The sequence below is a fragment of the Streptomyces sp. NPDC007872 genome (genome assembly GCF_042868165.1).
Lineage (GTDB): Bacteria > Actinomycetota > Actinomycetes > Streptomycetales > Streptomycetaceae > Streptomyces.
The window spans coordinates 115,706-130,099 of the sequence record NZ_JBIAEA010000007.1 but is presented as its reverse complement, the minus strand read 5'-3'; the positions used below and the strand labels follow the sequence as shown (position 1 = coordinate 130,099).

General features: G+C 74.5%; 9 protein-coding genes. 7 read left to right on the top strand and 2 right to left on the bottom strand.

Translation table 11 applies throughout. The features are described 5' to 3' along the window. The first annotated feature begins 47 nt into the window (after nt 1–47). A complete protein-coding gene (locus tag ACFYNX_RS24475) occupies nt 48–2,099 on the top strand; it encodes a flotillin family protein (RefSeq protein ID WP_388664133.1) in 2,052 nt (683 codons plus the stop codon). 97 nt (nt 2,100–2,196) lie between these two features. Next, nucleotides 2,197–7,134, top strand: a complete 4,938-nt coding sequence (locus tag ACFYNX_RS24470) for a DNA repair ATPase (RefSeq protein WP_388664131.1) — start codon at nt 2,197–2,199, stop codon at nt 7,132–7,134. A 41-nt stretch (nt 7,135–7,175) separates the two neighbouring features. On the opposite strand, the gene ACFYNX_RS24465 is transcribed toward ACFYNX_RS24470, so the two are convergent. Further along, complete coding sequence (locus ACFYNX_RS24465; RefSeq protein WP_365540246.1) at nt 7,176–7,946, bottom strand: GntR family transcriptional regulator; 771 nt, start codon at nt 7,944–7,946, stop codon at nt 7,176–7,178. A 274-nt stretch (nt 7,947–8,220) separates the two neighbouring features. On the opposite strand from ACFYNX_RS24465, the gene ACFYNX_RS24460 reads away from it, so the two are divergent. The 5 genes from ACFYNX_RS24460 to ACFYNX_RS24440 are packed head-to-tail and all read left to right on the top strand — an operon-like array spanning nt 8,221 to nt 12,962. After that, nucleotides 8,221–9,336, top strand: a complete 1,116-nt coding sequence (locus tag ACFYNX_RS24460) for an ABC transporter substrate-binding protein (protein ID WP_388664530.1) — start codon at nt 8,221–8,223, stop codon at nt 9,334–9,336. Continuing rightward, nucleotides 9,336–10,271: an ABC transporter permease gene (locus ACFYNX_RS24455; protein ID WP_388664128.1), complete on the top strand. Its 936-nt coding sequence runs from the start codon at nt 9,336–9,338 to the stop codon at nt 10,269–10,271. The genes ACFYNX_RS24460 and ACFYNX_RS24455 overlap by 1 nt, the downstream gene beginning before the upstream one ends. Then, complete coding sequence (locus tag ACFYNX_RS24450) at nt 10,259–11,179, top strand: ABC transporter permease (protein WP_388664126.1); 921 nt, start codon at nt 10,259–10,261, stop codon at nt 11,177–11,179. Before ACFYNX_RS24455 ends, ACFYNX_RS24450 begins: the two co-directional genes overlap by 13 nt. Nucleotides 11,180–11,185: 6 nt before the next feature. Beyond that, a complete protein-coding gene (locus tag ACFYNX_RS24445) occupies nt 11,186–12,277 on the top strand; it encodes an ABC transporter ATP-binding protein (protein WP_388664124.1) in 1,092 nt (363 codons plus the stop codon). Next, complete coding sequence (locus tag ACFYNX_RS24440) at nt 12,270–12,962, top strand: HAD family hydrolase (protein ID WP_388664122.1); 693 nt, start codon at nt 12,270–12,272, stop codon at nt 12,960–12,962. Before ACFYNX_RS24445 ends, ACFYNX_RS24440 begins: the two co-directional genes overlap by 8 nt. Here the strand turns inward: ACFYNX_RS24440 and ACFYNX_RS24435 are convergent. After that, nucleotides 12,937–14,163: a mannosyltransferase family protein gene (locus tag ACFYNX_RS24435; RefSeq protein ID WP_388664120.1), complete on the bottom strand. Its 1,227-nt coding sequence runs from the start codon at nt 14,161–14,163 to the stop codon at nt 12,937–12,939. The two genes, ACFYNX_RS24440 and ACFYNX_RS24435, sit on opposite strands and share 26 nt — an antisense overlap. Nucleotides 14,164–14,394 lie beyond the last annotated feature (231 nt).

The following is a 14,394-nucleotide window of genomic DNA, read 5'->3' as shown; positions in this document are numbered from 1 at the left end:
CCGGCGGCCCGCCGCGCACCGACCTCCCTCCTACACACGGGGTTTCCATGGATGCCATCACCCTGGGCATCGGCGTGCTCGTCGCCGTCGTCCTGCTCTTCGCCCTCGTCCTCGTCCTCGTGGTCAGCCGGCTGTTCCGCAAGGTGGAGCAGGGCAAGGCGCTGATCGTCTCGAAGATGCGGAAGGTCGACGTCACCTTCACCGGACAGGTCGTCCTGCCCGTGCTGCACAAGGCCGAGGTCATGGACATCTCGGTCAAGACGATCGAGATCTCCCGGACCGGCCGCGACGGCCTGATCTGCCGGGACAACATCCGCGCCGACATCCGGATCTCCTTCTTCGTCCGGGTCAACAAGACCGTCGAGGACGTCATCAAGGTCGCCCAGGCCATCGGCACCGCCCGCGCCAGCGACAAGGAGACCCTGCAGGAGCTGTTCAACGCCAAGTTCTCCGAGGCCCTCAAGACCGTCGGCAAGCAGCTCGACTTCACCGACCTCTACACCAAGCGCGAGGAACTGCGCTTCCGGATCATCGAGATCATCGGCATCGACCTCAACGGCTACAGCCTGGAGGACGCGGCCATCGACTACCTGGAGCAGACCCCCCTCACCCAGCTCGACCCCGGCAACATCCTCGACGCCCAGGGCATCCGCAAGATCACCGAGCTGACCGCCGCCGAGAACGTGCGCACCAACGAGTTCCGGCAGCACGAGCAGAAGGAGATCACCCGGCAGAACGTCGACGCCCGCGAGGCCATCCTGGAGCTGGAGCGCCGCCAGGCCGACGCCGAGATCAAGCAGAAGCGCGAGATCGACACCGTACGGGCCCGTGAGGAGGCCGAGACCGCCCGGGTGGTGGAGGAGGAGCGGCTGCGGGCGCAGAGCGCCTTCCTGAGGACCGAGGAGCAGCTCGGCATCCAGCGCGAGAACCAGGCCCGCGAGGTCGCGGTCGCGCAGAAGAACCGCGAGCGGGTCATCGCCGTCGAGAACGAGCGGATCGAGAAGGACCGCCTCCTGGAGGTCATCGCCCGCGACCGGGAGACCGAACTGACCCGCATCTCCGCCGAGAAGGAGGTCGAGGCGGAGCGCCGCGAGATCGCCGAGGTGATCCGCGAGCGGGTCGCCGTGGACCGCACGGTCGCCGAGCAGGAGGAGTCGATCAAGCGGCTGCGGACGGTCGAGGAGGCCGAGCGCACCCGTCAGGCCGTCGTGATCGCCGCCGAGGCCGAGGCCCAGGAGAGGCTGGTCAAGGACATCAAGGCCGCGGAGGCCGCCGAGCAGGCCGCCGTGCACCGGGCCGCCGAGGAGCTCACCCTCGCCGAGGCCCGCCACAAGGCCGCCGACATGGACGCCCGCGCCAAGATCCGCCTCGCCGAGGGCGTCCAGGCCGAGGCGGCCGCCGAGGGGCTCGCGGCCGTCCAGGTCCGCGACAAGGAGGCCGACGTCATCGAGAAGGCCGGCCGCGCGGAGGCGGAGGCCACCGGGGCCCGGCTGCGCGCCGAGGCCGCCGGCGCCCGCGAGAAGGCGCTCGCGGAGGCCGAGGGCGCCCGGGAGAGGGCGCTCGCGGAGGCCACCGCGATCGGCGAGAAGCTGAAGGCCGAGGCGGCGGGCCTGACCGAGAAGGCGGCGGCGATGGCCGCGCTCGACGAGGCCTCCCGCACGCACGAGGAGTACCGCCTCCGCCTGGAGGCCGAGAAGGAGATTCGGCTCGCCGGCCTCGACGCACAGCGCCAGGTCGCCGAGGCGCAGGCCACCGTCCTCGCCACCGGCCTGGAGAACGCCGACATCAACATCGTCGGGGGCGAGTCCGTCTTCCTCGACCGGCTCGTGCAGTCCGTCTCGCTCGGCAAGGCCGTCGACGGCTTCGTCGGCCACTCGGAGACCGCGCAGGCCCTCGCCGGCCCCTGGCTGAACGGCTCGCAGCCCTTCACCGAGGACCTGACGAACGTGCTCGGCTCGCTCTCCGGCTCCGACGTGCGCGACCTCAGCGTCTCGGCGCTGCTCGCGAAGCTCATGAAGTCCGGCGCGCTCGACGGGTACCTGCCGGCCCCGTCCGCGCCCGCCGGGACCGCCGCGCCGAACGGCGCGGCCGAGAACTGACCGCCACGGGGGTGCGGTCGGAACGGGTCCGGTGCCGGCGAACGGGGGAGTGGCCGGCACCGGACCCGCAGTCACCACGGTACGAGGGAGCACAGGGATGAGCGGCGGAATCGACCGGGACACGTACGCGGTGCTGCGCGACCGCCTCACCGCGCAGGCCGGTGAACTGGCCCGGCGCGCCGAGGCGCTCAACGCCGCCCGCACCGCCGCCTTCGGCTCCGGCGGGCTCGCCCTCACCGGCACCGACCGCGTCCGCACCGACCGCGCCGGAGTGCTCCTGGACGTCGTCGCCGTCGCGGACGACGTCCTGCTCTTCGGCGGCCGCGCGGTCGCCGGGGGCGGTGGGGGACCGGCGGTCGCCAAGGGCATCGGAGGTCCGGCGGTCACCACGAGCGGTGAGGAGCCGGCGGTCGCCGACGTCCTCACCCTGCGCGACCGGGACCTGAACCCGCTGCCCGGGGACGCGGTCCCCGGCCTCCTGGACGACCCCGGCTTCGTCCGCGAGTTCGCCGCGCTGCACCGCTACTTCCGGGGCGCGCGGCTGCTCCGGCTGCGGCGCGTCGAGGACCGGCTCCTCGCCGTCTTCCGGACCGGCGAGAAGACCGACGACCTGCGGGTGCTGCGCTGGGCCCTCGGGCCGTCCGGCGGGGCGCGCTTCCTCGACGCCCGGGGCGAGCGCGACCACACCCTCCCGCCCGCGCACGACCTCGACTGGACGGAGAGCACCCGGGACGACCACGTCTCCGGCCGGCACCCCCACATCTCGCTCGGCGGCCGCCTGTACGTCTCCACGACCGGCGGGGCGCTCACCGTGAAGACGGAGAACGACCCCGAGACCGCCGACGGCATCCACACGGAGCCGGTCGACGAGCCGCTCCAGGCCCTTGCCGACGCCGAGGTGGCCCACGCCGTCGTCGGCGCCCTGACCCTGATCCGGGTCCGCCCGTACAAGGAAGAGGCCGTCCGGTACCTCGTCTTCAACGCGCTGACCGGGAGCGTCGTCCGGCTGGACGGCATCGGGCAGGCCTGTCTGCGGCTGCCCGGCGACGAGGGCGTCGTCTTCCCCGGCGGCTACTGCCTCTCCTCCGGCGCCGTGAAGACCTTCGACACCGACACCTCCGGCCTCGCCTTCGACCGGACGGTCCGCTCGCCCAACGGCGAGGACCTCCTCTTCGCCTTCCACGCCGAGGCGGAGGGCCGCGGTCTCCTCCTGTCGTACAACCTGATCCGCAAGGAGATCGCCGTCCCGCTCGGCTGCCGGGGGTACGCGCTGCTCGACGACGGGACGATGGTCGTCCTGCGCGGCGACTCCGGCGAACCCGGCCGGATCCACCCCGTGCAGATCTGGTCGACGCCGTACGTCTCCGACGCGCACGCGGCCCCGGTGAGCGACGACCCGCTGGCCCGCATCGGCAACGCGGACCTCGTCCGGGGCATCTCCGACTGCCTGTCGATCGCCCGGCAGGCCACCGAACTCACCCCCGCCGGCGAGGTGTACGAGGCGCTCGTCGCCGCCTGCGAGCGGGCCGGCGACGTCCACCACTGGCTGGGGGACCCGGAGACCGGGGACCTGCGCACCCCGCTCGCCGCACTCCGGGCCACCGCGAGCCAGGTCCTCGACGAGTTCGCCACCGTCACCGCCCTCACCCGGCAGGCCGCCGACGCCCTCGCGGAGACGACCGAACGGATCGCCCGGCTCGTCCGGCGGGTCCGTGGCGAGGCCCCCGCCACGGCGGAGGAGTGGATCTCCCGGATCACCGAACTCCGCCGTTCCCAGGGCCATGTGATCACCCTGAAGGAGATGCGGTACGCCGACGCGGACGCCATCGACGGCCTCGCGGCGGACATCGAGTCCGACATCGCCTCGGCCGGCCGGCGGGCCGTCGCCTTCCTCCGGGGCGAGGACGCCTTCGCCGGGCAGCACGCAGAGGCGGAGCGGCTCGCCGCAGAGGCCGGGGAGGTCGCCACCGTCGCGGAGACGGGCCCGGCCGGCGAGCTGATCGACGAGCGCACCACCGGCCTGCGCACCCTGAGCGAGATCGTCGCCGGGCTCGACATCGGCGACGCCACCGTCCGCACCGCCGTCCTGGGCCGCGTCGCGGACGTCCTGGGCGCCCTGAACCGCGCCCGCGCCGTCCTCGCCGCGCGCCGCGCCGAACTCCTCGACCGCGAGGGCCGGGCGGAGTTCGCCGCCGAACTCGCCCTGCTCGGCCAGGCCGTCACCGGCGCGCTCGCCGCCGCCGACACCCCCGACCACTGTGACGACCAACTCGGCCTGCTGTTGCTCCAGTTGGAGAACCTGGAGTCCCGCTTCGCCGAGCACGACTGCTTCCTCGCCGACCTCGCCGAGCGGCGCACCGGGATCCACGACGCCTTCACCGCCCGCAAGCAGTCCCTCCAGGACGCCCGAGCCCGCCGCGCCGAGCGGCTCGCCGGATCGGCGGACCGGGTCCTGGAGGCGATCGCCCGCCGGGCCGCGACCCTGGCCGACCTGGACGAGGTGCACACCTACTTCGCCTCCGACCCGATGGTCGCCAAGGTCCGGCGCACCGCCGCCGACCTGCGCGCACTCGACGACCGGGTACGGGCCGAGGAGCTGGAGGGCAGGCTCGGCGCCGCCCGCCAGGAGGCCGGGCGCGCGCTGCGCGACCGCACCGAGCTGTTCTCCGACGGCGGCGACACCGTCCGCCTCGGCCGCCACCGGTTCGCCGTCAACCGGCAGGCCTCCGAACTCACCCTCGTCCCGTACGGGGACACCCTGGCCCTCGCCCTCACCGGGACCGACTACCGCGCGCCCGTCACCGACCCGGACTTCGCCGCGACCCGCCCGTTCTGGGACCGGACGCTGCCCTCCGAGTCACCCGCGGTCTACCGGGCCGAGCACCTGGCCGCCCGGCTGCTCGCCGAGCACGGCGCGGACGGCCTGTCGGGCGCCGACCTGCCCGCCCTGGCCCGGTCCGCCGCCGAGGCCGCCCACGACGAGGGGTACGAGCGCGGCGTCCACGACCACGACGCGGCGGCGATCCTGGAGACGCTCCTCGGTCTCCGGGCGAAGGCCGGACCACTGCGGTACCCGGCGGCGGCGCGGGCCGCCGCCCAGCTCTTCTGGGCCCACACCGCCACCGAGGAGGCCCGCGACCGGTGGACCCGGACCGCGGTCTCGCTGACCCGCGCCCGCGACCTCTTCGGCGCCGCGTCGGCCGTCCGGGGGCTGCGCGACGAACTGGCCGGGGAGATCGGCGACGCGACCGCCGCCGCGTACCTCGTCGAGGAACTCGCCGCCGGTCCGAGCGGCTTCGCCGTCTCGGCGGCGGCCCGCACCCTGCTCGACGCGTTCCGCCGTACGGTGGGGAGTTCCGGGTACGACGACGCCCTCACCGGCCTCACGGACCTCGGCGCGCGCCGCTGCCTCGTCGAGGCCTGGCTCACCGCCTACGCCTCCGCCATCGGCAAGCCGCTCGACGGCGAACAGCACGACGGGGAAGGGCTCGACGGGGAAGGGCTCGACGGCGAAGGGCTCGACGGCGAAGGGCTCGACGGGGGAGTGCTCGCCGAGGCCGTCGCCGTCGAACTCTGCCCCGGACTCGCACGGTACGAGGTCGACGCCCCGACCACCGCGACGGTCACCGGACTGCTGGGCGCCCACCCCCGCGTACGCCACCGCACGCTGGAGGTGAGGCTCGACGCATTCCTTTCCAGGACCAGGGAGTTCGCCGCCGTCGACGTGCCCGCCTTCCGCGCCTACCAGGAGCGCAGGGCCGCGCTCGTCGCGGCCGAGCACACCCGGCTCCGCGTCGACGAGTACCGCCCCCGGGTCATGTCCTCCTTCGTCCGCAACCGGCTCGTCGACGAGGTCTACCTGCCGCTGGTCGGCGACAACCTCGCCAAGCAGCTCGGCGCCGCCGGGGACGCCGAGCGCACCGACTCCCACGGCCTGCTGCTGCTCCTCTCCCCGCCCGGCTACGGCAAGACCACCCTCGTCGAGTACGTCGCCGACCGCCTCGGCCTGCTCCTCGTCAAGGTCGACGGACCGGCCCTCGGACGGCGCACGGTCTCCCTCGACCCCGCCGAGGCGCCCGACGCCACCGCCCGCCGCGAGCTGGAGAAGATCGCCTTCGCGCTGGAGGCCGGCAACAACGTCCTGCTGTACCTGGACGACATCCAGCACGCCTCGCCGGAGTTCCTCCAGAGGTTCATCCCGCTCTGCGACGCCACCCGCACCCTGAACGGGCGCGACCTGCGCGGCAAGCGCTTCGCCGTCTGCATGGCCGGCAACCCGTACACCGAGTCCGGACGGGCCTTCCGGGTGCCCGACATGCTCGCCGACCGGGCCGACGTGTGGAACCTCGGCGACGTCCTGACCGGCAAGGAGGACGCCTTCGCGCTCAGTTTCGTCGAGAACGCCCTCACCTCCCACGCGGCCCTCGCCCCGCTCGCCGGACGCGACCGGGCCGACCTGGAGCTGCTCGTCCGCCTCGCGGCCGGCGACCCGACCGCGCGCCGCGACCGGCTCGCCCACCCGTACGCCCCGGCCGAGCTGGAGCGGATCCTCGCCGTCCTCGGCCGGCTCCTCACGGCCCGCGAGACGGTCCTCGCCGTCAACGAGGAGTACATCGCCTCCGCCGCCCGCAGCGACGCGGCCCGCACCGCGCCGCCGTTCCGGCTCCAGGGCTCGTACCGCACCATGAACAGGATCGCGGCCCGGATCTCGCCCGCCATGAACGACGCCGAGCTGGCCGCCGTGATCGACGACCACTACACCGCCGAGGCCCAGACCCTCACCACCGAGGCCGAGGCCAACCTCCTCCGGCTCGCCGAACTCCGGGGCACCCTCACCCCCGAGCAGGCCGCGCGCCGGGACGAGGTGTCCGCCGCGTACGTCCGCGCGCGGACGCTCGGCGGCTCCGGGGACGACCCCCTGGCCCGCGCGGTCGCTGCCCTCGGGCTGCTCGCCGACCGCGTCGCCGCCGTCGAGGCGGCGATCGACCGGGCGACGGCCCCGAGGAACCCGCCCCGGGCGCCGCGCCACGGATGAGGGGGCCGTCACACGAGGGGGCCGTCACACGAGCGGGGCCGTCACATGAGGAGCGCGCCCGGATCCCGGACCAGCGGGGCCGTGCCGACCGAGTTGCTCACGTTGAAGGTGACGCTCCCCGCCCGGTAGCGGTCCTCGGTCCACTCGATGGGGCGGCCGTCCGGATTGCTGGTGAGGTGGCGCTGCCGGAGCAGGGGACTGCCCCGGCGCACGCGGAGCAGCCGGGCGTCGTCGCTGCCGGCCGGCACGGCGTCGATGAGGTGCTCGCCGTAGTGGGCGACGATCCCGGCCCCCTCGGCCATGCTGTCCATGATCGAGGCACAGTCCACCGGCAGGGCCTCGACCGCGGGGGCGACCCAGGCCGCGTACGCGGTGCGCTCCACCATCACCGGCTCGCCGTCCAGGTACCGCAGCCGCAGCACGTCGAGGACCCCGGCCCCCTCCGGCAGGACGAGCCGGCGCGCCTCCTCGGGGGTGGCGGGGCGCCGCTCGCGGTGCAGGAAGCGGCTCGTGGCCCGGTAGCCCATGGCCCGCGCCCACTGGGCGAAGCTGTGCAGCTCGGCGAAGCTGTGCCGGCGCTCGCGGCGGAGCACGATGCGGCGGGCGCCCTGCCGGGAGCCGACGAGCCCCTCCGAGGTGAGGAGGGCGACGGCCTGGCGCACGGTGCCGCGCGAGGCGGACCAGCGGTCGGCGAGGTCGCTCTCGGACGGCAGCCGGGCGCCGACGGGGTACTCGCCGCTGAGGATCGAGCGGCGGAGTCCCTCCGCGATCTCCACGTAGAGCGCCGTCACGGCCTCCCCCTTCGCGCGCATGGCTGTGCACACCCGGTCACGGCGTGTGCTGTCACTCCCTCCACCCTAACCCGAGGTACGGGCGCGGGGCGGCTCGTCGGGAAGCCTCAACTCCACGGTGTTCACCTGGGGTTCACCGCCACCGGCTCTTCCGGGAGGCGTGGGGGAGCCGTCATGCGCCGTTCACCCGCCGGACAGGACGTCCGGGCGAACTAGGGGCGTCTTGTCCAGACAAGTTTCACCCTCGCTCCTGGGAGAACCCGTGCACAGAACCCCCGCCCGCGGCGCCGCCGTCCTGCTCGGCGCCGTCGTCCTCACCACCGTCACCGCCTGCGGCGCCGCCCCCGAGGGCGAGACCGGCAAGGGCGACGGCGCGAAGGCCGCCACCGCGGCCTCCGCCGAGGGCTTCGGCGGCCTGGACGCCCTCACCGCGGCGGCCAAGAAGGAGGGCGCGCTCCACGTCATCGCGCTGCCGCCGGACTGGGCCAACTACGGCGAGCTGATCAAGGCGTTCGAGGCGAAGTACGGCATCGAGGTGGAGAGCGAGAACCCGGACGCCTCCAGCGCCGACGAGATCGCCGCCGTCAAGTCCCGCAAGGGCCAGAAGCGCGCCCCCGACGTCCTCGACCTCGGCATCGCCTTCGCCCGCAGCGGCGCCGAGGAGGGCCTCTTCGCCCCGTACAAGGTCGAGGCATGGGACAAGATCCCCGCCGGCCAGAAGGACGGGGCCGGCCGCTGGTACAACGACTACGGCGGCTACGTCTCCATCGGCTGCGACGCCAAGCGGATCCCGAACTGCCCGACGAGCTTCGCCGACCTCCTCAAGCCCGAGTACAAGGGCAAGGTCGCCCTCAACGGCAACCCGACCAAGTCCGGCTCGGCCTTCGGCGGCGTCTACGCGGCCGCCCTCGCCCGCAAGGGCTCCTTCGCCGACATCCAGCCCGGCATCGACTTCTTCGGCGAGCTGAAGAAGAGCGGCAACTTCATCCCCGTCGAGTCCACCCCGGCCACGGTCGAGAAGGGCGAGACGCCCATCAGCATCGACTGGGACTACCTGAACGCCGGTTACGCCGACCAGTTCGCGTCCAAGGGCGTCGACTGGAAGGTCGCCGTCCCCACCGACGGCGTCTACGCCCAGTACTACTCCCAGGCCATCAACAAGGACGCCCCCCACCCGGCGGCCGCCCGCCTGTGGATGGAGTTCCTCTACAGCACCGAGGGCCAGAACCTCTGGCTCAAGGGATACGCCCGTCCCGTCCTGCTCCCGGCCATGACCGCCGACGGCACCGCCGACAAGACCTTCGTCGCCAAGCTCCCGAAGGTCGGGGGCACCCCCTCCTTCCCGGCCTCCGCCGAACTCGACAAGGCCAAGGCCACCCTCGCCGAGAAGTGGGACAAGGCCGTCTCCTGATGTCCTCCGCCTCCCCCACCCCCACCACGGGAGCCGCCGCCGCGCCGCAGGCCGCCCCCGCCACGGGAACCGCCGGCGGCACCCGCCGCCGGCGGCGCGGCCCCCGCACCTGGCTCGCCGCCCTCCCGCTGATCGCCTTCACCGCCCTGTGCTCCGGGCTCCCGCTCGGCGCCCTGGCGTACGGGGCCGTGACCCGCACCGACCCGGCCACCGGCGCCACGACCGCGACCGGCGAACACCTGGGCCGCTCCCTCCAGGGCCCCTACCTGGGCTCCCTGATCGGCAGCGTCCAGCTCTCCGCCCTCACCGCGCTCCTCGGCACCGTCCTCGGCGTCCTCATCGCCCAGGCCGTCGTCACCTCCCGCTCCCGGGCCCTGCGCGGCGCGGTCCTCACCGCCTCCGGCGTCCTCGCCAACTTCGGCGGCGTCCCGTTGGCGTTCGCGTTCATCGCGACCCTCGGCATCTCCGGCGTCGTCACGCAGCTCGCCGACCTCACCTCCCTCGGCTGGAACCTGTACTCGTTCACCGGCCTCACCGTCGTCTACCTGTACTTCCTCGTCCCGCTGATGGTCCTGGTGACCGTCCCCGCCCTCGACGGACTGCGGCCCCAGTGGCGCGAGGCCGCGCGGAACGCGGGCGCCGGCGCCCGGCAGTACTGGCGCCACGTGGCCCTCCCGGTCCTCGCGCCCTCGCTGCTCGGCGGGTTCGTGCTGCTCTTCGGCAGCGCCTTCGCCGCCCACGCGACGGCCGCCGCGCTCGTCGGAGGCTCCGTCCCCCTGGTCACCCTGAAGATCGCCGACGCGCTCTCCGGGAACGTCCTGGTCGGCCAGGAGAACGTCGCCCTCGCCCTCGGACTCGACATGATCCTCGTCGCCGGACTCGTCATGGCCGTCCACCTCCCCCTCCAACGCAGGAGCGCCCGATGGCTGCGATGACCCCCACCGCCCCGGAGACCGGGACACGGACGGACCGGCCCGCCGCTCCCGTACGGAAGCCCCGCCGCCGCCCCCGCGTGTGGCGCGGACTCGTCCTGGGCCTCGGCGGCGCGTACTTCCTGGTCCCGCTGATCGCCTCGTTCGTGTTCACGGTCCGCACCCCCGGCCAGGGCGTCTCCTTCGCCGCGTACACCGAACTCCTCGGCGCCGAGGGCTTCCTGAGCAGCCTGACGCTCTCCCTCGGGCTCGCCGCCGCCACGATCGCGCTGTCCCTGCTCCTCGCCGTGCCCGCCCTGGTGGCCGTACGACTCGGCGCGCCCCGGCTGCGCCCGGTGATCGAGGTGCTGTGCACGCTGCCGCTCGTGGTGCCGCCGATCGCCCTGGTCACCGGCATCAGCACGGTCCTGCGCTGGGGACCCGACCACCTCTCGCGGACCCCGCTCTACCAGACGTTCCTCGCCGTCCAGAACGAGGACTTCCCCGTCGTCCTGGTCCTCGCGTACACCGTCATGGCCCTGCCGTTCGTGTACCGCTCCCTCGACGCCGGACTGCGCGCCGTCGACGTCCCGACCCTCGTCGAGGCCGCCCGCAACTGCGGGGCGAGCCGCACGTACGTGATGGTCCGCGTGATCCTGCCCAACCTGCGCTCCTCGCTCGCGGGCGCCGCCTTCCTCACCCTCGCCCTGGTCCTCGGCGAGTTCACCGTCGCCTCGCTCCTGGGCTTCCGGCCGTTCGCGGTGTGGATCGTCTCCATCTCCGGCGCCCAGGCCCGCATGTCGGTGGCCGTCTCGCTCCTCAGCCTGCTCGTCACCTGGGCCCTGCTGCTCGTCCTGTCCCGGGCGGGGACGGCGCCGACCGGCGCCCCCGCCCCCCGTACCTCCCGCCGCACCGTCCGCAAGGAGTCCTGACCCACCATGTCCTCAGCAACAGCGGAACGGACGGAGACCGCGGCCGTCACCGGGGCCCGCGTCGAATTCCGCGGCCTGCGCCGCTCGTTCGGCCCCACCACCGCCCTCGACGGACTCGACCTGACGGTCGAACCGGGCGAACTCCTCGCCCTGCTCGGCCCGTCGGGCTGCGGCAAGACCACCGCGCTGCGCGTCCTCGCCGGCTTCGAGCGGCCCGACGCGGGCGAGGTCCTCGTCGACGGCACCGACGTCACCCACGTGCCGGCCCACCGCCGCGACGCCGGCATGGTCTTCCAGTCGTACAGCCTCTTCCCCCACCTCACCGCCCGCGACAACGTCGCCTTCGGCCTGCGCGTGCGGAAGGCGGGGGCGGCCGAGCGGCGCGCCCGCGCCGCCGAACTCCTCGACCTGGTGGGCCTGCCGCAGCACGGCGACCGCTACCCGCACCAGATGTCGGGCGGCCAGCAGCAGCGTGTGGCCCTCGCCCGCGCCCTCGCCCTGCGCCCCCGCGTCCTGCTCCTCGACGAGCCGCTCTCCGCGCTCGACGCCAAGGTCCGCCTCAGCCTGCGGGAGGAGATCCGGCGGCTCCAGCTCGACCTCGGCATCACCACGGTCTTCGTCACCCACGACCAGGAGGAGGCGCTGTCCATGGCGGACCGCGTCGCCGTCCTCAACGCCGGACGCCTCGAACAGTGCGCGACCCCGGCCGAGTTGTACCGGCGCCCCGCGACCGCGTTCGTCGCCGCGTTCGTCGGCACCATGAACCGGCTGCCGGGCCGCCTCGTGGACCCCGGCCTCGTCGAGGTCGCGGGCGTCCGGCTGCCCGTCGACGGCGAGGCGCCGAAGGGGCCCGGGGTCGACGTGCTCGTCCGCCCCGAGAACCTCACCGTGACCGAGGACCCCGACGGCGACGCGACGGTGGTCTCCACCTCCTTCCTCGGCCCGGTCACCCGCGTCCACCTCGACCGCGCCGGCACACCGGTCAAGGCCGACCTGCCGTCGCGGGACGCGGGAGCGCTACTCCCGGGCGTACGCGTCGCCCTCGGCGCCGTCCGCCACCCCGCCCTCGTCGTGGCCCGGGAGACGACCGGTGGGTGAACTCGCCGCGGTCCTCTTCGACATGGACGGCACCCTTGTCGACACCGAGACCCTCTGGTGGGACGCCACGGAGGAGGTCGCCGCCCGGCTCGGCCACCGCCTGACGGCCGCCGACGCCCCCGAGGTCGTCGGCCGGGCCGTCGAGGACACCGCCGCCCACCTCGTACGGACCACCGGCACGTCGGGCACGGCCGGGATCGCCTCCGCGCTCACCACCGCGTTCCGGCGGCGCGTCGACGCGGGCGCGCCGCTGCGCCCGGGGGCGGGACGGCTGCTCGCCGAACTGGAGCGAGCGGGCGTGCCGTTCGCCCTGGTCAGCGCCTCCCCCCGGTCGGTGGTCGACTCGGTGACCGGCGGCGCGCTCGCGCACGTCCCGTTCGCCTTCACCCTCTCGGCCGACGACACCGACCGTACGAAGCCGCACCCCGACCCGTACCGGACGGCCGCCCGCCGCCTGGGAGTCCCGGTCGCGTCCTGCGTGGCCGTCGAGGACTCGCCGGACGGGACCGCCTCGGCCGACGCGGCGGGCTGCGTCGTCCTGGTCGTCCCCTCCCTGCTCCCGGTGGAGCCGGGGCCGGGACGGGTCTTCGCGGAGAGCCTGGAGGAGGTCTCCCTCGCCACCCTGCGCGGCCACGCGCGGCACGGCCGCTCCCCGGCGGTCAGCCCGCCCAGCGTCCCGTCATGAAGGTGATCGCCAGGACGGTGCTCAGGGGCGCGACCAGGCACAGGTAGGCGAGCGTGACCCACCGCCGGCGCACGCTCCAGACGGCCAGGCCCACCCACAGCGGCCACCACAGGAGGGTGCTGCGGGCCACGGACATGTACCAGTACGAGGTGCCGAGCGCCCACAGCGTCAGCGCGATGTACACGGCCTCCGGCCAGCGGCGCCGCGCGACGAGGGCGGCGAGCAGCACCAGGCCGAGCGCCATGGCGAGGAGGTCGGCCTGGAACTGGGCGGCGTAACCGGTGGCCTGGGTGTGGCCGAAGGCCTCGTGCCAGGTCTGCGACCAGGCCTCCCAGGGGGCGCGGAAGTGCCGGTACCAGCCGCGCTCCTGCGCGTGCTTCCACGCCATGGGGTCGCCGGTCCGCCCGTACAGGTACCGGAAGTAGAGGAGCGCGGGCAGACCGGGGAGGAGGAGCCAGGCGGCCTCGCGCTTCCGGCCCGCCCCTTCGTCCCGCCGCGTCGTCAGGAAGAGGACGACGAGCGCGGCGGCGAGGAAGAGCCCGCTGACGCGGACGGTGGTGGCGCCGGCGGCGAGCACCGAGGCGAGGAGCCACCGCTGCCGCCGGGCCGCGAGCCAGGCCGGCAGGGCGAGGGCGAGGAAGAGGGCCTCGCTGTACCCGGCGGCCAGGAAGACCGCGCAGGGCGACACCAGGAGGAACAGCGCGGCGCGGCCGCCCGCGCGCGAGCCGGGCAGGTGGAGCGCGGCGATCCGGGCGAGGGCCACGGCGGCGACCGCCCCGGCGACGAGCGAGACGAGCAGCCCGGCGGCGGTCCAGTGGGGCACGAGCACGTGCACGGCGCGCAGGACCAGGGGGAGGCCGGGGAAGAACGCCTCCCGGTTGTCCCCCTCGCCCGGCCCGCCGGGGAAGTACCCGTCCCTGGCTATGTTCAGGAAGTGCCCCCAGTCCCAGCGCTCGAAGGGCGCGAGGACCGGCTCGGGCACCCGGGCGTCACCGGACGCCGGGAACAGCCAGCGGGTGCAGTACGCGGTCGTCCACACGGCCGCCCGCGTCAGCAGGTACAGCCACAGGACCTCGCGGTCGGCGGGGCGGAGCCGGAGCGGCGGTACGGCCGCGGGCGGGCCTTCCACGAGGGCGGTGCGCACGGCGGGATCCGTCCGTACGGGGGCGCGCCCGGGGGAGGGCGGTGCCGAGATCGGCATGGGTGAGGTCTCTCCGTGAGGACGCGGGCACGCCGGAGGGGCGGTGCGCGCGGGTACGCGGGTACGGGGGAGGGCGGGGCGGCCCGGTGGTGCGGGGCCGCCCCGGGAGCACGGACGCGGTCGGCGGTCGGCCGGTGGGCGGGTCGGTCGACCGGTCGGCCGGTCGGTTGATCGGCGGGTCGGCCGGTCGGCGGGTGGGCCGGTCGGCCGGTCGGGAGCGTCCGGGAGAAC